The organism is Actinomadura latina NBRC 106108, from assembly GCF_001552195.1.
Taxonomy (GTDB): Bacteria; Actinomycetota; Actinomycetes; order Streptosporangiales; family Streptosporangiaceae; genus Spirillospora; species Spirillospora latina.
In genome coordinates this window covers 25,729-45,685 of the sequence record NZ_BCQS01000001.1, presented here as the reverse complement: position 1 = coordinate 45,685, position 19,957 = coordinate 25,729, and the positions used below count along the sequence as shown (strand labels likewise).

Below are 19,957 nucleotides of genomic sequence, written 5' to 3'. Positions count from 1 at the left end.
GTGATTTATGTAGGCCCGTAATTACGATCTTCCTGCGATCGTCGACCATACCCGGGAGCGGCCCGGCGCCGACTCTCCAACCCCTTGGCCCGGTGGTGATGTGAACGCGACGCGGCACGAGGAGTTCCGCGCGTACGTGGAGGAGCGCAGGCCCGTCCTCCTGCGCACGGCGACCCGGCTGGCCGCCGACCGCGCCGAGGCCGAGGACCTGCTGCAGGCCGCCCTCGCCAAGACCTACCTCGCCTGGGACCGTATCGAGGACCGCGCCGCCGTGGACGGCTACGTCCGCCGCGCCATGGTCAACACGCAGATCTCCTGGTGGCGCCGCCGCAAACTCGACGTCTACCCCACCGACCGCCTCCCCGACCGTCCCGTCGAGGACCACACCGGCCGCAGCGAGATGCACGACGCCCTGGGCCGCGCCCTCGAACGTCTCCCCGAGCGCCAGCGCCTGGCCGTCATGCTCCGCTACTACGAGGACATGTCCGAGAGAGAAGTGGCCGAAGTACTGGGCGTCAGCGTAGGCACGGTGAAATCCACCGTCTCCCGGGCCATGGCCCGCCTAAGGGAGTTGTACTGAAGCTCAACTACCGGTCACGGGCATGCCCCGCGCTGTCATCGGGGCTTCCAAGGGTTCGCCTCCCCAGGGTAGAAAGCTGTGGGGAGCCGTTTCTGGCAGGAGGCGTGCCGTGTTCAGCACCATGCAGGACTTTCCGCTGACGATTACGACGATCATGCGCTATGGCGCGGGGGTCTTCGGTGATGCCGAGGTCTCCACCTGGACGGGGGACGGCGCGCGGCGGCGGAGCTACGCGGAGGTCGGGGAGCGCGCCGCCCGGCTGGCCGGGGCGCTGCGCGGCCTCGGGGTGGACGGCGACCAGCGCGTCGCCACGTTCATGTGGAACAACGCCGAGCATCTGGAGGCCTACTTCGCGGTTCCGTCGATGGGCGCGGTGCTGCACACGCTCAACCTCCGGCTGTTCCCCGACCAGCTCGTCTACATCGCGAACCACGCCGAGGACCGGGTCGTCCTCGTCGACGGGTCGCTGATCCCGCTGCTGGCGCCGGTGCTCGCGCAGCTGAAGACCGTCCAGCACGTGGTCGTGGTGGGCGACGGCGACACGGTGCCGCTGGAGAGCGCGGGCAAGGAGCTGCACCGGTACGAGGAGCTGCTGGCGGCGGCGCCGGCGACGTTCGACTGGCCGGAGATCGACGAGCGGTCGGCCGCGGCGATGTGCTACACGAGCGGCACGACGGGGAACCCGAAGGGCGTCGTGTACTCGCACCGGTCGGCGTACCTGCACTCGATGGCGACGTGCACGGGCAACGCGATCGGGCTGAGCGCGTCCGACGTCGTGCTGCCGGTGGTTCCGATGTTCCACGCGAACGCCTGGGGCCTGCCCTACGCGGCGGTCATGGCGGGCGCGTCGCTGATCATGCCGGACCGGTTCCTGCAGGCGGAGCCGCTCGTCCGGCTGATCGAGGCCGAGCGCCCGACGGTCGCGGGGGCGGTGCCGACGATCTGGTCGGACGTCCTGCGCTACACGAAGGAGCACGGGTCCGACCTGAGTTCGCTGCGGCTCGTGCCGTGCGGCGGGTCGGCGGTTCCGGAGGCGCTGATGCGGGGCTTCGACGAGATCGGCGTCCGCATCGTCCAGGCATGGGGGATGACTGAGACGTCGCCGGTCGCGTCTGTCGCGCACCCGCCGGTGAACGCCGCCGGCGAGGACGCCTGGCGGGCGCGGATCAGCCAGGGGCGCGTCCTCGCGGGGCTGGAGATGCGGATCGTCGGGGACGGCGACCGGGTCCTGCCGAACGACGGGGAGGCGGTGGGGGAGGTCGAGATCCGCGGCCCGTGGATCACCGGCGCCTACTACCTCGACGAGGACCCGGGAAAGTTCGACGACGGCTGGCTGCGCACCGGCGACGTGGGGACGCTGACGGCGGACGGCTACCTCGTGCTCACCGACCGGGCGAAGGACGTCATCAAGTCGGGCGGCGAGTGGATCTCCTCGGTGGAGCTGGAGAACCACCTGATGGCGCACCCGGACATCGTGGAGGCGGCCGTGGTCGGCGTCCCCGACGAGCGGTGGCAGGAGCGGCCGCTCGCCTCGGTCGTGCTGCGGGACGGGGCCGAGGTCACCCCCGAGCGGCTGCGCGAGTTCCTCTCCGACCGGATTCCGAAGTGGCAGCTCCCCGAACGCTGGTCGTTCATCACCGAGGTCCCGAAGACGTCCGTCGGGAAATTCGACAAGAAGGTGCTGCGGCGCCGTTACGCGGACGGTGACCTGGAGGTCCGGGAGGTCGGCTGATCCCGGTTCTGACCCGGAGTCACGACACGCGTGGTCACGGAGAGGTGCAGTAACTCACCCGGGTGTTACCTTAACGGTGGATTTCGGGAGATGATGTGGTGCAGATAGGGTCCGCGGGTGTATGCAAGGTGGGCTGATTGTCCGGATGCCCCCCGTGGGGGCGGGCCCCTCATGCCGCTGCCGGGAGCGTGAATGCCCAGGTTGTCCACCTCCGCACGCTCGGCCGACCGTGAACTGGTCAAGGGGCTGAACGAAGGCGACGAGGCGGCGCTCGCCGCGCTCTACGACGAGTACGCCGAGCGCCTCTACGACTACGCTCTGTCGATGTCGGGGGACGAGAAGGTCGCCGCCGACATCGTGCACGACACGTTCATCGACGCGTGCCGCCGCGCGCCCCGGATGCGCGACCACCTGCACCTGGGCTCCTGGCTGTACGGATCGGCCCGGCGCCGCTGCGTCCGGCGGGGCCGCGCGAAGGTGCTCTGCTGGGACCGCGACGGCGAGTTCGGCGACGCCCAGTTCGCGAGCCGCGCCGATGACGACGACCTGGGGCTCGACTGGCCGCCCCCGGACGAGTTGCACGGCCTGCTGCGCGGCTGCCTGTCCCAGCTGGAGCCCGTCGACCAGGAGGTCATGTTCCTGGCGTTCCGGCACGGGCTGCGTCCCGCGCGGCTCGGGGCCGCGCTCGGCCTGTCGCCGCGGCGGGCCGCGCTGCGGGTGCGCAGGGGGCGCGCCGAGCTGGAGGCCGCCCTCCAGGAGGTGGTCCGCCGCGCCGAGCGGGCGTGCGCCGGCGGGCCGGCGGCGGAGGGGCCGGTGTCCACAGCGGTCGCCGTGCTGGCGGCCCGCGTGCCGCCGAAGGAGGAGTCCGCGCCGGCCGTCCCGCCGCGCCCGGCCAGGGGACTGGCCCGGGTGCTGCGCCGCCGGGGCGACGTCTCCCCCGCCGACCCGGAGACCGAGCGGCATGTCGCCGACTGCCTCGACTGCCTGCGGCGGGGCCGGGTGTCGCCCGCCGCGCTGCTGCGCCGGGCGCCCGCGCCGGTGCTGCCGGCCGCGCTGCGGCACCGCGTCATGCACACCGCCACCGATCCCGAGCTGGCCGGCCACCGGGCCGACATCGCCGCGCGCGGCGGCGCGCTCACCCCGTCCGGCCTGCCGATCCAGCCGGACGTGCCGTCGCCGTTCACCCGCCGGTGGCTGTTCACCGTGGGCGGCATGGCGGGCGCGCTGGTCGCCGCGCTCGTCGCGGTGGTCGTGATGGGGCCCGGCATCGGCAGCGGCACGCTGTCCTGGCCGCCGTTCCGCACGCAGCCGCAGCCGTCGATCACCAAGGTGCACCCGCCGGCCGGCTCCCGCGGCGGCGGGCAGCCGTCCGCGGCGCCGGGCGGGGGAGCGCAGGGCCGTCCCGCCCAGCCGCCCGCGAGCGCGCCCGCGGAGGGCGAGGATCCGCAGCACCCGCAGGACCCGTCGGCGCCGCCGTCGCAGCCGACCGACCCGCCCGCGCGGCGCGGCGTCCTCGTCGTGAGCCCCGGCAAGGTCGAGATGTACGGCACGAAGACCGCGCACGTCAGCCTCGCCGCCAGCGGCGGATCGGTGTCGTGGACGGCGATGACGTCGACGAGCCAGCTGATCCTGTCGGAGATGCAGGGCGGCATGTCCGACGGCGACACGACCAGCCTGACGCTGACCCTCCGCACGGCGATCATCGGCCTGCCCGGTCAGGGGACGCTGACGTTCACCGACTCCGAGGGCGCGCCCCACCAGGTGACGGTCGTCTGGGGCGCCACGCTGCTGTGACGGATCAGCCCTCGGGCCGGTCCTCCAGCGCGTCCCTCATCGTTTCGAGGCGGTCGCCGAGGACCGCCTGGACGCGGGCCTCCATGGCCCGCGCGATGAACGGTTCCACGACCATCTTCACCAGCGGCCGCATGCGCCGCACCACGGCGGCGACCTCGGCCACCTTGGCGCCGTCCGGGACGGGCTCGCCCTCGAGCCGGTCGAACACGTTCGCCTGGACGAGGTTGACGAACCGTCCGGCGATCACGTCGCAGTCGTCGCGGATCTCCCCGGCGATGTCGAGCACCGAGTCGAGCGGGATGCCGGCGGCGACGAGTTCGGCGCCGACGTGCAGCAGCCGCGGGCTCGGCACCCGGAACTTCTCGCCGTCCCGCTCGATCAGGCCGAGTTCGACGGTGCGCTGCGTGATCCGGGCGATCTCGTCGTCGTCCAGCCCGGTGCCGAAGATCTCGATGAGCTCCTCGTAGGTGGTCGTGCCGGGTATCTCGTCCGACCAGGGGTCCGTGAGGACCTTCTCCAGCCCGAGCACCTCGCCGACGTCCTTGCCCGTCTCCCAGGCCGACAGCAGGTCCTTGATGATCGCGAACGTGTAGCCGCGGCCGAGCAGCTGGCCGATGAGCCGGAGCCGGGCGAGATGCGAGTCGTCGTACTTGCCGACCCGGCCCTCGAGCCGCGGCGGCGGCAGCAGCCCCCGGTCCTGGTAGGCGCGGATGTTCCGCACGGTGGTCCCGGCCAGCCGCGCCAGCTCGTCGATTCGGTACTCGGCCATGTTGCCGTGATCTTACTCCCGGCCCATTGTTACATCGTTCGATGGCACATAGGGTTGCGCGCATGGCGGACGACATCGAGGAGACCCTCCTCGGCGGCCCCCTGCGCTACACGCGCAAGGAGGTCGAGGCCCTTTCGGGCGTCACGGACGATTACGCGCGCCGGATCTGGCAGGCCCTCGGCTTCCCGGCCCCGCCCGACGACGAGACCGCCTTCACCGACGGCGACGTCGCGGCCCTGCGCGAGATCAAGGACCTCCTCTCCCACGACATGGTGGACGAGGACATGGTCCTCCAGCTGGCGCGCGCCGTGGGCCAGACGATGGGCCGCCTCGCGAGCTGGCTCGGCGACGTCTGGCTGCAGCGGCTCGGCGAGCTCCCGTCCGCGGAGCCCCTCACGTCCGACCTGGTCACCGCCGCGCTCGCCGCCACTGAGGAGCTGCGCCCGGCGTTCGAGCGCCTCCTCCTGCACGGCTGGCGCCGCCAGCTCACCGCCGCCGGCATGCGCGCCGCCGCCACCACGGCCACCGCCCAGTCCGATCCGGCCGCCGGCCTCGCCCACCTCGCGGTCGGCTTCGCCGACGTCGTGTCGTTCACCCGGCTGAGCCGCCGCCTCGACGGCGACGCGCTGGGCGCCTTCATCGAGCTCTTCGAGTCGACCGCCGCCGAGATCGTCGCCGAGGCCGGTGGCCGCATCGTGAAGACCCTCGGCGACGAGGTCCTCTTCGTCGCCCCGACCCCGTCCGCCGCGGCCGACATCGGCCTCCGCATCGCGGACCACTTCAACGAGGCCCCCGACTCCCCCAAGGTCCGCGTCGGCCTGGCCTACGGCGAGGTCATCCAACGCCTGGGCGACGTCTTCGGCACCCCGGTCAACATGGCCGCCCGCCTGACGTCCATCGCGTACGCGGGAACGGTCCTGGCAGACCCCGACCTGGCCACGGCCCTCCCCAAGGACGCCTACGAGATCTCCTCGCTGCGCCCCCGCCCCCTCCAGGGCCTGGGACGCGTGAAGCCCTACCTCCTACGCCACCCCCGCCGCTAGCCCACCGCGCCGGCGAGGGCGGAACGATGCGTCGCCAACCTGGTGCGGCCGCGCGCGTGCGCCTAGCCTCCGGGACTACCGGCATGGACGTCCGTTGCGTGGGCTCTGGGGGGATGAGGTCGGTCGTGTTGAGCGGCGGCACCCTCGCGGGGACCGCCCCGGGACGCGCACTGAGCCCCGCCTGACCCCGCCGAACCCCGCCCGGCCGGGAGATCGGAGCCGGCGGAGCGTCCTCGGCGTCATTCGAGGATCGGAGGCAGGCCGAACGCGGAGAACACCTTTGGGTCCTGGAAGACGACGTTGCGCGCGATGCCATTCGGGGTCACGGTGAAGACCTGCAGGGTGTGCAGCCGGTACGCGCCGTCGGTGCGGGTGTAGGCGACGGCGGCCGGTTGCGCGTTCGCCGTTGTCCGGGTCATGCGCCAGTCGGTGCCGCGCATGGTGAAGACGCGCTCCATCAGGAGCTGGACGGGACGGTCTTGATGACTTCGCCCTTCTGGTTCACCGCGAGGTAGCCGCCGCCGTACTCGTCGGAGAGGTAGATCATCATGGTCGGCCGGTCGCCGTTGAACGTCCAGGCCGCCTGCACGATGACGTACCGGCTGGTCGGCTTCGGCACCTTGAGGACGCCCTCCGCGCGGCTCATCAGTCGCGGCAGGGCGTCCCACTCGAAGGCGCGGAGATTCACCGTGGCGTCACCGGTCGTTATGGCGATGCTGGGACGGCTGCGTACGGCCGCGTCCGCGCCTTTCTCGTAGGTGTAGTTGTCGAAGGCGCCGGGTCGTCCGGAGTGAGCAGCGACTTGACCTCTTTGACGCCGCCCCCGCCGTTCCCCGCCTGCGGGGCGGCGGCGCTCCTCGATGTCGCGTCGTAAGGTTCACCGCCGTTGTCCGGTTCGTCGTCGTCCATGAGCGCGGGAAGGACGATGAGGGCCGCCGCGAGAAGGATCGCGACCGCCCCGGCCAGCACGGCGGCAATGGCCCCGATCATGCCGGAACGGCGTTTCCGCGGCCGCCCGGGGACGGTCGTCCGCATCGAGAGCGGTGGCGGAGTCGTCCCGGGTCCCGGCATGGGGACGAAGGGCGGAGGCGGAGGCATCGGCGGGGGTGAGGCCATGGACGGCGCTGCGGCCGCACTGGCGGCGGCCTGGGCGAGCATGTGGTCCAGCTGGGCCGCCGCGGGCCGGGCGGCCGGTTCCCGCACCAGCAGCGCCCGCAGCACGGGCGTCAGGGGACCGGCCCGGCGGGGCGGCGGGACATCGGCCGTCATGATGGCGCCGAGCGTCGCGGCCGTCGTGGACCGGCGCAGCGGATTGGTCCCCTCGACGGCCACGTACAGCAGCAGCCCGAGCGACCACAGGTCCGAAGCGGGGTCGCCCTCGTGCCCGTGCAGCCGCTCCGGCGCCATGTACTCCGGCGAGCCGACCAGCCCGCCGGTGGCGGTGACGCGGGACGCCTCCTGGAGCACCGCGATGCCGAAATCGGTGAGGACCGGCGTCCCGTCCGTCCGCAGCAGGACGTTCGCGGGCTTGACGTCGCGGTGGCAGACGCCGGCCTCGTGGGCGGCGCGCAGCGCCGCGAGCAGCCCGCGTCCGACGGCGGCCCCCTCGGCGGGCGGCAGCGGCCCCCGCGCCAGCCGCTCCTGGAGGGACTGCCCGCGGACGAGTTCCATCACCAGCCACGGGTGCGGCATGTCGGGCGAGTCCACGATGTGATGAATGGTCACCACATTGGGGTGATCGACCCGCCGCTGCCGAGTCGTGCCCGCAGCTCGAAACGGCCGTCGATCACCATCCCCGCAGAGGTCACGGCGGACAGCCTAAGGCCATGATCTCCGCAAAGCCCCTGATTCGCCCTTCCTGGGCGGGAACGCGGCGATCCACCGGCCGCCGCCGGTCGAGCGCGGAACACCGGTGATTCACGCGATGTCCGGCCGCCGGGGGCGGGCGGACACTGTGCTTCCCCGACCCCCGCCCCATGGAGGCAACCATGCGCCCACCCCTTCGGCGTCCCGGACGGCGGGCCGCCGCCGCGACGCTGGCGGCGGCGTTGTCCGCCGCTCTGCTCTGCGCGCCGTCGGCCGCCCGTGCCGACGCCGCCGATCCCGTGGTCACCGTCCCGCCCGCCGGCGACCACGGCTTCCCGTTCCTGGCCGCCGCCGAGGACCTCGGCTCGTTCGGCTACACCGAGAGCGAGTACTTCATCTCCGGGACCGCCGCGTCCTACGCCAAGTCCGGCATCTGGGGCTCGAACGGCCGGTGGGACGTCCGCGAGTCCGGTCACGCCGCGTACAAGAGCCGGCTCCTGGTGCGCCGCCCCGCCGATCCGGCGAAGTTCAACGGCACCATCGTGGTCGAGTGGCTCAACGTCAGCGGCCAGATCGAGATCTCTCCCGACTACTGGTTCACGCGGGACGAACTGCTGCGCAAGGGCTACGCCTGGGTCGGGGTCTCGGCGCAGTCGGTCGGCGTCAACGGCGGGCTCGGCGAGGTCAAGGGCCTCAAGGGCTGGGACCCGGCGCGGTACGGCAGCCTCGTCCACCCCGGGGACGCCTACTCCTACGACATCTTCTCCCAGGCCGGGCAGGCGCTGCGCAGCCCGGACGGGCCCGACCCGCTCGGCGGGCTGGAGGTCAAGACCCTCCTCGCCGACGGTGAATCGCAGTCCGCCGGCCTCATGACGACGTACGCCAACGCCGTCCAGCCCGTCTCGAAGGTCTACGACGGCTTCATGATCCACAGCAACGGCGCCGTCGCGGCCCCGATCAGCGGCGAGCTCACCGATGTCCTGTGGATGCCGAACCCGTCCCGGATCAGGACCGATCTGCCGGTGCCGGTGTTCGTCGTGCTCACCGAGACCGACGTCCCGGGCGCCTTCCTCGCGCGGCAGCCGGACACCGGCCGGGTCGTCCACTGGGAACTGGCGGGCACCGCCCACGGCGACCAGTGGGCGTTCGACCTGGGCGGTCCCACCGTGAAGAAGTCGGTCGGCTCCGCGGGGCCGCAGCCCGACTGCGCCGCCGGGTCGGCCCCGTACAACGACGGGCCCGGCCACTACTCGATGAACGCCGCGCTGCGCCTGCTGGCCGGCTGGGCGCGGGGCGGGGCGGCGCCGCCGAGCGGACCGGAGCTGAGCACGGTCATCCGCGACCCGCGCACCGGCCTGGCCACCGGCGGCATCCGGCTGCCGGACGTCGCGGTCCCGACCCGGACCCTCACCGGCGAGCGCGACACCAGCGGCAGCGGCGTCTTCTGCGGCCTCTACGGCGCCCGCGACCCGTGGAACGGCGACGCCGACCCGTGGGACCGGCACGACGCCGGCGACCCGTCCGACCCGTCCTTCCCCCGCACCGCCGAACCGGTGCTGAGCAGCCTCTACCCGACGCACGCGGACTACGTGGGCAAGGTGCGAGCGGCCGCGCGGCAGTCGGTGGACGCCCGCTACCTGCTGCCGGAGGACGCGGCCGCGATCATCACCGCCGCCGAGAACTCCGACATCGGCGGCTGACCCCGCACCCCGCGACGCGAGGCCCGCCGGCGTGCCGGCCCGGCGGGGCCGGCTTGTCCCCCGTGCGAGCTACCGGCAAGTGTCCACTGCGCGGTGACGATTCCCGATCGCATGATCCCTAGCGTTCTTCCTGGCCGCGGCGCCAGAACCGCGGGGACAAGGTGAGGGAGTCATCATGAAGCTGTTGATCCAGCTCTTGGCGGTCGTGGCGGTCGCCGCCATCGGCGGCGTCGCCACCGCCGCGGTGCAGTGGGACGTGCTGCCCACGTTGGGCCTCGGCCTCGCGTCAGCGGTGCTGGCGCTGCTGGTCTACGTCTTCGTGGTGGGGCGGACGGAGCGCCGCCCGGTGGACGAGCTGGCCCGCGCCGGGGCGGTCCCCGCTCTCGGCCGGGGCGCGCTGATCGGCTTCGGGTTGTTCGGCGTCGTCATCGCGAACCTCGCCCTGCTCGGCGACTACCGGGTCGACGGCTTCGGCTCGGTCGCCGGCCCGGTCGCGCTGGTCGGCGTCATGGCCGCCGCTGCCGTGACGGAGGAACTGGTGTTCCGCGGCATCCTGTTCCGGATCGTCGAGGGACGCATCGGCACCTGGTGGTCGCTGGCGCTGACCGGTGTGGTGTTCGGCCTGATGCACCTGGGCAACGAGAACGCCACTCTGTGGGGGGCCATCGCCATCGCGATCGAGGCGGGCGGCATGCTCGCCGCCGCCTATGCCGCGACCCGGAACTTGTGGGTGCCGATCGGTCTGCACTTCGCCTGGAACATCGCGGGCGCCGGCATCTTCGGCACCACGGTCTCCGGCAACGACACCCCGGACGGGCTGCTGGACGGCGTGACATCGGGCCCGGCCCTGATCACCGGCGGCGAGTTCGGCCCGGAGGCGAGCCTGTACTCGGTGGGGCTCGGCGTGGCGGCGACGGCCGTGTTCCTGTGGTTGGCCCACCGGCGCGGCACCATCGTTCCCCCGAGGCGCCGCGACCGCGCCGCCGCGACCGCTAGCCTCTCCCAGTGATCGACTTTCGGCAGATCCCGGACATGTGGCGCCGGTGCGGCGTCATGGTCCGGGATCTGCCCTTGGCGCTGCTGCTGGCGGCCGGGTCGCTCGTCCCCGCCTTCCATGGCCTCGGGACGCAGGTCGGCGGCCTTCCGGACCGTCCCTACGACGGACTGGCGGTCCTGGCGGTCGCTCTGCAGAGCCTTCCGCTCATCGTGCGCCGCCGGTGGCCGGCCGCGTGCCTCGCCCTGGTGTCGGCCGGCTTCGCCCTCGACCAGCTCCGCGGCTACCACATGTTCGCCGGCACCGGGCTGGCCATCGCGGTGCTGAGCGCGGGCGCCCATCTGGACAGGTTCCGGCGCACCGCCATGGTCGTCCTCACCGCGGGATACGCGGTGCTGGCGGTCGCGCTCGACCGGGCCGGCGCGACCGAGCGGCCGGACGGGTTCGTGACGTTCTACCTGGCGATGGGCGTCGTGTGGGGCATCGGGGCCTGGCTGCGCGCCACCCGGGCCGCCGAGGCCGAGCGCCGCCGCCGCGTCGCCGAGGCCACCCGCGCCGCCGAACGCACCCGCATCGCCCGCGAACTCCACGACGTCGTGACCCACCACGTGACGGCGATGGTCGTCCAGGCGGAGGCGGCGCGCTACCTGACCGCCGCACCGGACCGGCTGGACGAGACCCTGACCGCCGTCTCCGACACCGGCCGCCGCGCCATCGGCGACCTGCGGCATCTGCTCGACGTGCTGCACCCCGACCACGACGCCGAGCGCGCGACGCTGTCCGTCGGCGATCTCGCGTCCCTCGTCGAGCAGACGCGCAAGGCGGGACAGCCGGTGGAGTTCACCGAGGAGGGGACGCGGGCGGAGTCGGCGGGCAGTGCCGAGTTCGTCGCATACCGGGTCGTCCAAGAGGCGCTGACGAACGCCCTCAAGTACGCCCACGGCAGCCGCACCGAGGTCCATGTCCGCTACGCCGACAAGGAGATCACCGTGCAGGTCGGCAACGACGGCTCCGGCTCGCGGTCCGGGACCCCCGGCGGGAGCGGACGGGGCCTCACCGGCCTCCGCGACCGGGTCGACGCGCTGGGCGGCGGGTTCAGCGCGGACCGGCGGCCGGACGGCGGCTTCGTCGTCCGGGCGCGCATCCCCGCGGGAAGCCCGTCGTGACCGTGCCGGTCCGGGTGCTGGTCTGCGACGACCAGGCGCTGATCCGGACCGGGTTCGCGACGATCATCGACGCGCAGCCCGACCTGGAGGTCGTCGGCGAGTGCGGGGACGGCCGCACCGCCGTCGACCTCGCCCGCAGGCTGGAGCCGGACATGGTGGTGATGGACGTCCGGATGCCGGTGCTCGACGGCATCGAGGCGACCCGGCGGCTGGCCGGCGCCGGAGTGCCGAACCCCGTCAAGGTGCTCGTGGTGACGACGTTCAACCTGGACGAGTACGTGTACGAGGCGCTGCGCGCGGGCGCGAGCGGGTTCCTGCTCAAGGACGCCCCGCCGGCGCAGCTGCTGCACGGCATCCGCACCGTCGCCGCCGGCGCCGCGCTGCTCGCCCCCGAGGTGACGCGGCAGCTCGTCGGCCGGTACGCGGCCCGGATCCGCCCGACGGAGAGCACCCCGGCCGAGACCGCGCTGACGCCGCGCGAGCTGGAGGTGCTGCGGCTCATCGCGAATGGCCTGTCGAACAGCGAGATCGCGGCGGAACTGGTGATCAGCCAGGAGACCGTCAAAACGTACGTGTCGCGCATCCTCGCCAAACTCGACTTGCGCGACCGCGTCCAGGCGGTCGTCTACGCGTACCGCAACGGCCTGGTGACCTGAGGGCATCGCCGGTCGGCGAGCACTTGAATGGAGGCTCCCGGCCTGCTCGTCGGCGGCGTCCGGGAGTTCTTCAGCAGGCTGCGCTGAGATGGATCATCCGGTCAGGGACCGCAGGTAGGCCATGAGGCTTGCCGCGCGGAGAGAGCCGGTAGTGCGGGCTAATCGTCCGAGGGCAGCACGAGCTTCTGCAGGGAGCTTCGCAGGTGCTCCGCGGCCTCCGGGGTGAGGGACGCCAGGAACTCGCGCTCGGCTCCGTCGTTCGCGTCGCCGGCCAGGCGGAGGGTCTCGCGGCCGGCATGGGTCAGTTCGACGACGTTGCGGCGGCGGTCTTCCGCGTGCGGGTGGCGTGACACCAGGCCCTTGCCCTCCAGGGCGTCCAGCATCGCGACCATCGTGGTGCGGTCGATGCCCAGCCGCCGCGCCGCCTGCTGCTGGGACGCCGGTTCGCGGCCGGCCAGGGAGAGCAGGACGCCCAGCTCCCGTCCGTCGACGCCGTGCGCCGCCACCGCGTCCGCGGCCAGCTCCGCCATCCGAAGGTGCGCGCGCTTGAGCAGGTAGACGAGATTCCTGCTCAGCTCGGGGCCCGGCCCATCACTGCTCGACACGGAAGAATTCTATCGCTAAACTGATCGTCAGTAGTACTGATAATCAGTAGAGCGACAGAAAGGATCCAAGCAAATGATCTTGGTTACCGGAGGTCTGGGGTTCATCGGCTCCCACACCGTGCGCGCACTGCTGGACCTCGGCGAGAGCTGCGTCCTGGTCCAGCGCCGGACGGCCGAGCCGCCCGCCGATCTCGCAGAGGGGCGGGCAGTGGCCGAGCGGGCCGACATCACCGAGCCGCGCGCGTTGCTCGACATCGGTGAGCGCCACGAGATCACCGGCATCCTGCACCTCGCGGGCTCGATGCCCTGGCCGCCCGATCCCGAGCAGCCCGTCGAGGCCGCCCGGAAAGCCCTGGGCGGCCTGTTCAACGTCCTGCAGGCCGCCCGCGAGTGGAACGTGCACCGGGTGGGTGTCGCGAGCACGATCGGCGTCTACGGCGGCGTCGCGAACGAGGGCCCGCTCCGTGAGGACATGCCGCTGCCGATGACCTCGGGCCACCTGATCCCGACCTTCAAGAAGATCGGTGAGCTGCTCAACGGTCACCTGGCCGACGCCGCCGGCCTCGATGTCGTCGACTACCGCATCTCCGGCACCTGGGGTCCGCGCGACCCCCATGGCGCCCTGTTCTTCGCGGCCCCGGAACTCGTCCACGCCGCCGTCCGCGGCACCGAGCCGGATCTGTCCGCGCTCCCCGGTCCCGCGCACGCGGAGGATTCGCTCGACCTGTGCTACGTGAAGGACACCGCCCGGGCGATCGCGCTCCTCCAGCTCGCGGACCGGCTCGACCACCGCACCTACAACGTCGCGTCCGGCCGCGCGACGACCAACGCCGAGATCATCGCCGCGATCGAACGGGTGGTGCCGGACGCCCGGGTCGAGCTGCCCACCGGAGGGGACGCGCGGCAGAGCTACCTCGACATCACCCGGCTCCAGCAGGACACCGGCTTCAAGCCCGAATACGACACCGAACGCGCGGTCGCCGACTACATCGCCTGGCTGCGCGCCGGCAACGAGCACTGACAGACCACGGCCCGGGACCCGCGGAACTCCCGCATCAGGTCCCGGGCCGTGAGAACGGAGGGCTACGTCAACGCGCACACACGAAGCTTCGGCCAGCGCGGGTACTCGCAGAGCGGGCGCGTCCTGCCGTCGCGGCCGTCGGTGGCCACCGGCCTGACGGGCGGACGCCCCTCTTCGGCCCACCGTTCCAGGGCGGACAGCGAATCCCAGGTGCCGGCGAAGGCGACGTCGCCGAAGTTGGCGTGGTTCACGCCGGGGATGAGGTAGTACCGCAGGGAGTTCTGGGTCTGCCCGATGCCCGCGGTGGCGATCACTCGCCGGTAGTAGTCGCTCGTCGAGCGGTGGGAGACGAGTTCATCGGCGGAGCCATGCAGGAGGAGCAGCTTTCCGCCGGAGCGCATGAAGGGACGGAGGTCCGCGTCGTTGCGGTCCTGGATGGCGGACAGGTAACTGATCCGGGGAAGCCACTTCCCGGGCCGCCGAGGGTCGACGTCGAGGGAGTTGGAACCGGGATCCCTCGTGAGGAAGTACTAGACCCACTGGTCCCAGAACTGGAGCCCGTATCCGGCCGTCGCAGGCATCGGGTTGGCGGGCGCGGTCGTGCCGAACCCGATGAACGGCGTTCTCATGTCGGCGCCCGACAGCAGGGGAAAGCCGGGATACTCTCGCTCACCACTGGCGATCCGGTACGGCCACCGGAACGGCTTGGACGCCGCGACCACCGAAGCGATCTGCGCATCGGGCGACCGAGCCCGCGGTGCTGCGGTGATCCGGTGTTGATGAAGTTCCGGACGCCGGCGATCGAACAAACGGACGGACGTTCTGGCGGGTGGGCCGGCAGGCCGACCAACGGCCCGAGGACGTCCTCGGAGATCCGAGCGCAGACCGGCGGACGGAGGGTCGACACGGCGGTCAGGGTGTACGGGCCGGGACGGCCGGAGGTTTCTCGTGGACGGGCCGAGGCCGTGGTTCCGTGGGGCGGCGGTGCGGCGGCGGGCCGTCCGGACCCTTGCCGTCCCGCACTGCGGTCATGGCGTCACGGCGGGGCGGGACCGCGCCTGGGGCGTCCTCATGATCACGGCGTTCCGTCCGGGATCGGACGGCGCGGCCGTCACTGCCGGGCGTCCGCCTCCAGGACGGCGGCCTCGAGCCGCGCGACGGCTTGCGCCGCGGACAGCCCGGTGCCGTCGGCGGCCAGTGCCGCCAGCGCATCCGCCTCCTCGCGACAGACCGCGCACGCCAGCAGATGAACCCGGAAGTCTTCCGGCAGAGGGGCGTCGGAACCGAGGATCGCGTCGATGGCGGCATCGACCCGCTCGAAGCAGTCGTCACAGGAGAGCCACGGTTCGGTGTTGGTGGTCAGGCGGTCGATCGCCTCCGGCGTCAACGGCTCATGGTCTCTCACCGGTTCACCTCCTTGGTGGTCCGGACGGGCAGGTAGCCCTGGGCGGACAGGTGGGCTCGCAGACGCTTGCGGGCGTCGTGCAAGGTCTTGTACAGGGCGCTGCGGTTGGTGCCGAGCCGCTCGGCCAGCACATCGATCGGCACCTCGTCGACCAGTAGCGCGACGGCAATGCGCCGCTGGTGCGGCGTCAGCGCGGCGAAAAGCGCGTCCCGCGCGGCCCGGGCCAGATCGCGGCCCTCGGCGTAGGCCTCCGGGGAGGAGGCGGCCGTCTCGCCGGGTTCCGGCACCTCGTGCAGCCGGATCTCCCTGCCGCTCCACGCGGCGCGCCGCACCTCGACGCCCGCGTGCAGGATCCCGAACTTGTAGGCCCAGGTCGTGAACCGGCTGCGGCCCTCGAACGTGTGCAGGCGGGAAAGGACCGACACCGTCGCCTCGTCCGCGGCCGCCTGCACGATCTCCTCGCGGCGGGCGGCACCGAGATCGGCGGCTTCGACCATACGGCCGACCTGGTACCGGGCCGCGCGCAGCATCAACCCGTGCAGGTGCGCCACCGCGTCGTCACGCACCGGCCCGGCCGCCGAAAGGCGGGCGACCCAGTCGTCACCCGGCGGCCCCTCACCCGGCGGCCCCTCACCCGGCGGCACCCCATCGGCCCGTGGCCGACGCTGCTCACGGTACGGGGTCACTAGCGCCTCACCCACCTCCCTCACCTCGCCCGCCTCACAACCGCCCCTTCACCCGCGGCCGCGCCATGCCGCAGACACCGCTCTTTCCTTACCACCATGGCATGAACGTCGGTCATGCCGTCAGCCGCCATCCGGTGCGCCGACAGTTCGTCGTATCCGGCGGCTATGAGCTGCTCGCGGCGCCATCTCACTTCCCGTCCTCGCGGCCGCGGCCGCGGCAACGGCGGAATGCCGTACGCCGCCGGGCCATGCCTCGTCATGCCATGCCTCATATCAGGACCGGTCATACGTGGTGAGTGCCGCCGGCCCCGTCCCGTCTTACCGGGATCTCACGAATTCGCTCGCCCCCGGTAAGACCACCGCGTCCGGCGCCCACTAACCAACAACCGAGGCGGACGGCGGCTCTCCGTGACGGATCCGCCTTGGCAGGCACACCCGCATTCCACCGAAGGGACCTTCATGTCCATCCGACACAAGACCAGATACCGCGCCTCCACAGCATCGCTGATCGCGGCGCTGACCCTGTCGGGCGGCCTCCTGACGGCCTGCGGCTCGGGCGGCGGCCATGTTGCGACCGCCGCCGCCGCGCACGGCCAGGCCCACCCGGCCGCCCACCCGACCGCGCAGGTGTCGGCCGAGGTGGCGCTCTACACCACGATGCGGACCCTGTGGGCCGAGCACATGGAATGGACCTGGTCGACCGTGGTCGCGTTCGCCGCCGACTCGCCCGCGCTCCAGCCCACCCTCGACCGCCTCCTGCGCAACCAGGCCGACATCGGTAACGCCGTCGCGCCCTACTACGGCGAGGACGCGGCGAAGCGGCTCACCGAGCTGCTGACCACCCACATCGAGGAGGCGGTCCCCGTCCTCACCGCCGCCAAGGCCGGGGACAAGGCGGCACTGAACAAGGCCACCAGGGCGTGGTACGCCAACGCCCGGGACATCGGAGACTTCCTCGCTCACGCCAACCCCAACTGGTCGCGACACGACATGCGTCTCATGATGAGGACGCACATCACCCAGACCCTCGGCTACGCCGGCTCTGTCCTGGGCGGCGACTTCAAAGCCGCCATCGCCACGTTCGACAAGGCCCAGACGCACATGGACGGCATGGCCGACATGCTCTCCCAGGGCCTCATCGAGCAGTTCCCCGACAAGTTCTGACGCCCTGGCGACGCGCGTGAGCGTGCGAGACGGTCCGCACACCGTCCGCCCGGACCATCCGTCCGATCGATCCCCGTCGGCACCACGGAACACCGACCCGCAAACAAGCGAACACAGGAGAACCACCACATGATCACGAACCAGAACCGGGACCAGGACCGGAACACGCCCTCACTGGCCGACCCGGGAGCCCAGGCGTTCCTGGCGCTGCGTCTCGGCTTCGCCGTCCTGCCCGTCCTGTTCGGGCTCGACAAGTTCGCCACGATTCTCACCGACGACTGGACCCGCTACCTCGCCGCCGTGTTCAACGACGTCGTCCCCGGCGACGCGGGAACGGCCATGCAGCTCGTCGGAGTCGTCGAAATCATCGCCGGCCTCGCCGTCCTCGTCATCCCGCGCCTGGGTGCCCCGCTGGTCGCCGCATGGCTCGGCACCATCATCATCAACCTCATCATCGTCGGCGGGTACGGCGACGTCGCGCTCCGCGACTTCGGCCTCATGGCGGCCGCGCTCGTCCTGACCCGCCTCGCCTGGGCCTACCCGAACGGCCTGCCCGCCCGCCGTCCCTGACCCGCGGAAACGGCCGTGCGGGCCCGGCCGCAGAGGACCGGGAGAGGGGCATCTCGAGCGCACGCACGGGTTCGTGGCCGGCGGTAGAGCGGCCGAGGCACTGCGAAAGCGTGGCTTCGACACCGACCCCGCACTGCGCTGGAGATGCCCCTGCCTGTTTCCCGCCCCACCGCTCAAGATCATCACCAACGGTGCGGGCTTGGCGGAGCGGAGAAGTTTCCCGCGGATGGGAATGAGTCGGCCCAAGTACTTGTTCGGCCAACTATCAGTGGTTCGAGCAAGGAAGGGGACGACGGCATGACGGCTTCCATCGATGACCAGGCCCGGGTGAGCCCGTTCGAGCGCTTCGAGGTCGGGTTCGGGACACTCAGAAACCGGGTCGTGATGGCCCCGATGACGCGCAGCCGCGCGTACGGGCCGGACGCGAGTCCCACCGGGCTGATGGCCGAATACTACGCACAACGGGCAGGTGCGGGGCTGATCGTCACCGAGGGCGTCCAGCCCAACCGGATCGGCCAGGGCTACCCCGATACGCCCGGCCTGCACAGCGGCGCCCAAGTCGAGGCGTGGCGTCGGGTGACCGGCGCTGTGCACGGCAACGGCGGGAGGATCGTCGCGCAGTTGATGCACACGGGCCGGATTGGCCATCCGGACAACTATTTCGAGCCCGCCATACCGGTCGGCCCGTCGGCGGTCCGTGCCGGTGGCCAGATCTTCACCGCCGGCGGGCTGCGGGACTTCGTGGAGCCCGTGCCGCTCACGGGCGAGCAGATCTGGGAGACGGTCGCGGACTTCGCGGCGGCCGCCCGCAACGCGATCACGGCGGGCTTCGACGGCGTCGAGCTGCACGGTGCCAACGGCTACCTGCTCCACCAGTTCCTGTCCACCAACGCCAACCGGCGCGAGGACGAGTGGGGCGGGCCGGCGGAGAACCGGATCCGCCTGACGCTGGAGGCCGTCCGCGCGGTGGCGGAGGAGATCGGCGCCGAGCGCACCGCACTGCGGATCTCCCCGGCGAACCCGTTGAACGACATCGAGGAGCGGGACCATGCCGAGACGTACCGGCTGCTCGTCGACGAACTGGACCACCTCGGCCTGGCCTACCTTCACGTGCTGGAGTCCACGGATCCCGGGCTCACCTCCGCTCTGCGGGCGCGCTGGTCCGGCCCGTTCATGCTGAATCCGGCCACCCCCGGATCGAAGACCGGCCCGGAGCACCTCTCGCTCATCGAGGAGGGTGCCGCCGATCTGCTCTCCTTCGGCCGCCTCTTCATCGCCAACCCCGACCTGCCGCATCGGCTCGCGACGGGCGGGCCGCTTCGTGAACCGGACTTGGCCAGGGCCTACGGCGGCGACGCCGCGGGCTACACCGACTACCCGGCCCTGCGGCCCGCACCGGCGGGCGGGACTTCCGCCTGACGTCCGCCACCAATGGAGGGAACACCGCCATGACCACCACACGCACTGACCACGACACCGCACGGGTCGTCGTCATCACGGGCGCGGCCGGGGGAGTCGGGGCTGCTCTCGTCGGCCGATTCCTGCGCAACGGCGATCGGGTGATCGCCACGGACCTGTCCACGGACGTCCTCGACAAGCTCCGCGCGGATCTGGACGCGGATCCGGGCGCGGTCGAGTCGCTGGTGACCGTCGCCGGCAGCATCGCCGACGAGGACGACGTCCAGGCGATCGCCGACGCCGCTCGCCGGCTGGGCGGGGTCGACGTGCTCCTCAACGTGGCCGGGTTCTTCCCGTTCGACATGTTCGAGGACACCAGCCCCGACCGCTGGCGGACGGTGATCGACATCAACCTGACCGGGTATTTCCTGGTGACCCACGCCCTGCTGCCCCTGATGAGGGGCCGCGGCTGGGGCCGGATCGTCAACATCGGGTCGGCGTCGATGTTCCCAGGCGTCCCCGGGCAGGTCCACTACGTCACGGCGAAGTCCGGACTGCTCGGGTTCACCCGCAGCCTCGCACGTGAGGTCGGTGCGGACGGCATCACCGTCAACCTGCTGACCCCCGGCCTGACCCTCACCGGACCCGTGCTGGAGAACTTCCCGCCGGAGCTCATCGCGTCCCAGCGCGAGGGCCGCGCGCTCAAGCGGGACCAGCACGCCGGCGACCTCGTCGGGCCGATCTTCTTCTTGGCGTCTCCGGACGCCGACTTCGTGACCGGCCAGACGTTGAACGTCGACGGCGGCATGTTCATGAACTGACCTCGGCGGGCCGCGCTCCGGCGCGGGGCGCGGCCCGGCGAAACGGA

Annotated in this window: 20 protein-coding genes and 1 pseudogene; 13 read left to right on the top strand and 8 right to left on the bottom strand. The window is 72.0% G+C overall.

From position 1 onward, the window contains the following. The first annotated feature begins 100 nt into the window (after positions 1-100). From AL2_RS00215 to AL2_RS00205, 3 genes are all read left to right on the top strand, one after another. Positions 101-580 carry a SigE family RNA polymerase sigma factor gene (locus tag AL2_RS00215; RefSeq protein ID WP_067627724.1) on the top strand — a complete coding sequence of 160 codons (480 nt, stop codon included), beginning with the start codon at positions 101-103 and terminating at the stop codon, positions 578-580. A 109-nt stretch (positions 581-689) separates the two neighbouring features. Beyond that, a complete protein-coding gene (locus AL2_RS00210) occupies positions 690-2,312 on the top strand; it encodes a long-chain fatty acid--CoA ligase (RefSeq protein WP_157437931.1) in 1,623 nt (540 codons plus the stop codon). Between the two features lie 192 nt (positions 2,313-2,504). Continuing rightward, positions 2,505-4,106, top strand: a complete 1,602-nt coding sequence (locus tag AL2_RS00205; RefSeq protein WP_083945789.1) for a sigma-70 family RNA polymerase sigma factor — start codon at positions 2,505-2,507, stop codon at positions 4,104-4,106. A 4-nt stretch (positions 4,107-4,110) separates the two neighbouring features. On the opposite strand, the gene AL2_RS00200 is transcribed toward AL2_RS00205, so the two are convergent. Next, positions 4,111-4,875 (bottom strand): MerR family transcriptional regulator, encoded by a 765-nt coding sequence (locus AL2_RS00200; RefSeq protein WP_067627719.1) that lies wholly within the window; start codon positions 4,873-4,875, stop codon positions 4,111-4,113. Positions 4,876-4,937: 62 nt separating this feature from the next. On the opposite strand from AL2_RS00200, the gene AL2_RS00195 reads away from it, so the two are divergent. Then, positions 4,938-5,918, top strand: coding sequence for an adenylate/guanylate cyclase domain-containing protein (locus AL2_RS00195; RefSeq protein WP_083945788.1), 981 nt, complete (start codon positions 4,938-4,940; stop codon positions 5,916-5,918). Between the two features lie 239 nt (positions 5,919-6,157). On the opposite strand, the gene AL2_RS00190 is transcribed toward AL2_RS00195, so the two are convergent. The 3 genes and pseudogenes from AL2_RS00190 to AL2_RS00180 form a co-directional block, all read right to left on the bottom strand. Continuing rightward, positions 6,158-6,358: a hypothetical protein gene (locus AL2_RS00190; protein ID WP_157437930.1), complete on the bottom strand. Its 201-nt coding sequence runs from the start codon at positions 6,356-6,358 to the stop codon at positions 6,158-6,160. A gap of 17 nt (positions 6,359-6,375) precedes the next feature. Next, complete coding sequence (locus AL2_RS00185; RefSeq protein ID WP_067627713.1) at positions 6,376-6,606, bottom strand: hypothetical protein; 231 nt, start codon at positions 6,604-6,606, stop codon at positions 6,376-6,378. A gap of 17 nt (positions 6,607-6,623) precedes the next feature. Next, a pseudogene (locus tag AL2_RS00180) lies at positions 6,624-7,655 on the bottom strand (serine/threonine-protein kinase); the annotation flags it as partial. A gap of 251 nt (positions 7,656-7,906) precedes the next feature. On the opposite strand from AL2_RS00180, the gene AL2_RS00175 reads away from it, so the two are divergent. The 4 genes from AL2_RS00175 (at position 7,907) to AL2_RS00160 (ending at position 12,240) form a co-directional block, all read left to right on the top strand. Continuing rightward, positions 7,907-9,424: an alpha/beta hydrolase domain-containing protein gene (locus AL2_RS00175; RefSeq protein ID WP_067627709.1), complete on the top strand. Its 1,518-nt coding sequence runs from the start codon at positions 7,907-7,909 to the stop codon at positions 9,422-9,424. Positions 9,425-9,599: 175 nt separating this feature from the next. Then, on the top strand, positions 9,600-10,433 hold the full coding sequence (locus AL2_RS00170; RefSeq protein ID WP_067627705.1) for a CPBP family intramembrane glutamic endopeptidase: 834 nt from the start codon (positions 9,600-9,602) through the stop codon (positions 10,431-10,433). Next, entirely contained in the window at positions 10,430-11,584 is a 1,155-nt protein-coding gene (locus tag AL2_RS00165) for a sensor histidine kinase (RefSeq protein ID WP_067627703.1), read from the top strand. Before AL2_RS00170 ends, AL2_RS00165 begins: the two co-directional genes overlap by 4 nt. Beyond that, positions 11,581-12,240: a response regulator gene (locus AL2_RS00160; RefSeq protein WP_067627700.1), complete on the top strand. Its 660-nt coding sequence runs from the start codon at positions 11,581-11,583 to the stop codon at positions 12,238-12,240. The genes AL2_RS00165 and AL2_RS00160 overlap by 4 nt, the downstream gene beginning before the upstream one ends. Before the next feature lie 158 nt (positions 12,241-12,398). On the opposite strand, the gene AL2_RS00155 is transcribed toward AL2_RS00160, so the two are convergent. After that, the gene (locus AL2_RS00155) at positions 12,399-12,845 is read right to left on the bottom strand and encodes a MarR family winged helix-turn-helix transcriptional regulator (protein WP_067627697.1); all 447 of its coding nucleotides are present in this window, start codon (positions 12,843-12,845) and stop codon (positions 12,399-12,401) included. A gap of 73 nt (positions 12,846-12,918) precedes the next feature. Between AL2_RS00155 and AL2_RS00150 the strand changes: the two genes are divergently transcribed. Continuing rightward, positions 12,919-13,866, top strand: a complete 948-nt coding sequence (locus tag AL2_RS00150; protein WP_067627694.1) for an NAD-dependent epimerase/dehydratase family protein — start codon at positions 12,919-12,921, stop codon at positions 13,864-13,866. A 62-nt stretch (positions 13,867-13,928) separates the two neighbouring features. Here the strand turns inward: AL2_RS00150 and AL2_RS38380 are convergent, their stop codons facing one another. The 3 genes from AL2_RS38380 to AL2_RS00135 form a co-directional block, all read right to left on the bottom strand. Continuing rightward, positions 13,929-14,312, bottom strand: coding sequence for a tannase/feruloyl esterase family alpha/beta hydrolase (locus tag AL2_RS38380; RefSeq protein ID WP_210748041.1), 384 nt, complete (start codon positions 14,310-14,312; stop codon positions 13,929-13,931). Positions 14,313-14,977: 665 nt separating this feature from the next. Continuing rightward, a complete protein-coding gene (locus AL2_RS00140; protein ID WP_157437929.1) occupies positions 14,978-15,271 on the bottom strand; it encodes a hypothetical protein in 294 nt (97 codons plus the stop codon). After that, positions 15,268-15,972 (bottom strand): RNA polymerase sigma factor, encoded by a 705-nt coding sequence (locus tag AL2_RS00135; protein ID WP_210748030.1) that lies wholly within the window; start codon positions 15,970-15,972, stop codon positions 15,268-15,270. Before AL2_RS00135 ends, AL2_RS00140 begins: the two co-directional genes overlap by 4 nt. A 444-nt stretch (positions 15,973-16,416) precedes the next feature. Here AL2_RS00135 and AL2_RS00130 point away from each other — a divergent pair, with 444 nt between their 5' ends. The 4 genes from AL2_RS00130 to AL2_RS00115 all read left to right on the top strand — a co-directional run bounded on the left by AL2_RS00130 (position 16,417) and on the right by AL2_RS00115 (position 19,910). Continuing rightward, positions 16,417-17,121, top strand: coding sequence for a hypothetical protein (locus AL2_RS00130; RefSeq protein ID WP_067627686.1), 705 nt, complete (start codon positions 16,417-16,419; stop codon positions 17,119-17,121). Positions 17,122-17,250: 129 nt separating this feature from the next. Continuing rightward, positions 17,251-17,691: a hypothetical protein gene (locus AL2_RS00125; protein ID WP_067627683.1), complete on the top strand. Its 441-nt coding sequence runs from the start codon at positions 17,251-17,253 to the stop codon at positions 17,689-17,691. A 297-nt stretch (positions 17,692-17,988) separates the two neighbouring features. Continuing rightward, positions 17,989-19,110 carry an alkene reductase gene (locus tag AL2_RS00120; protein ID WP_067627680.1) on the top strand — a complete coding sequence of 374 codons (1,122 nt, stop codon included), beginning with the start codon at positions 17,989-17,991 and terminating at the stop codon, positions 19,108-19,110. Between the two features lie 29 nt (positions 19,111-19,139). Further along, positions 19,140-19,910, top strand: coding sequence for an SDR family NAD(P)-dependent oxidoreductase (locus AL2_RS00115; RefSeq protein ID WP_067627677.1), 771 nt, complete (start codon positions 19,140-19,142; stop codon positions 19,908-19,910). Positions 19,911-19,957 lie beyond the last annotated feature (47 nt).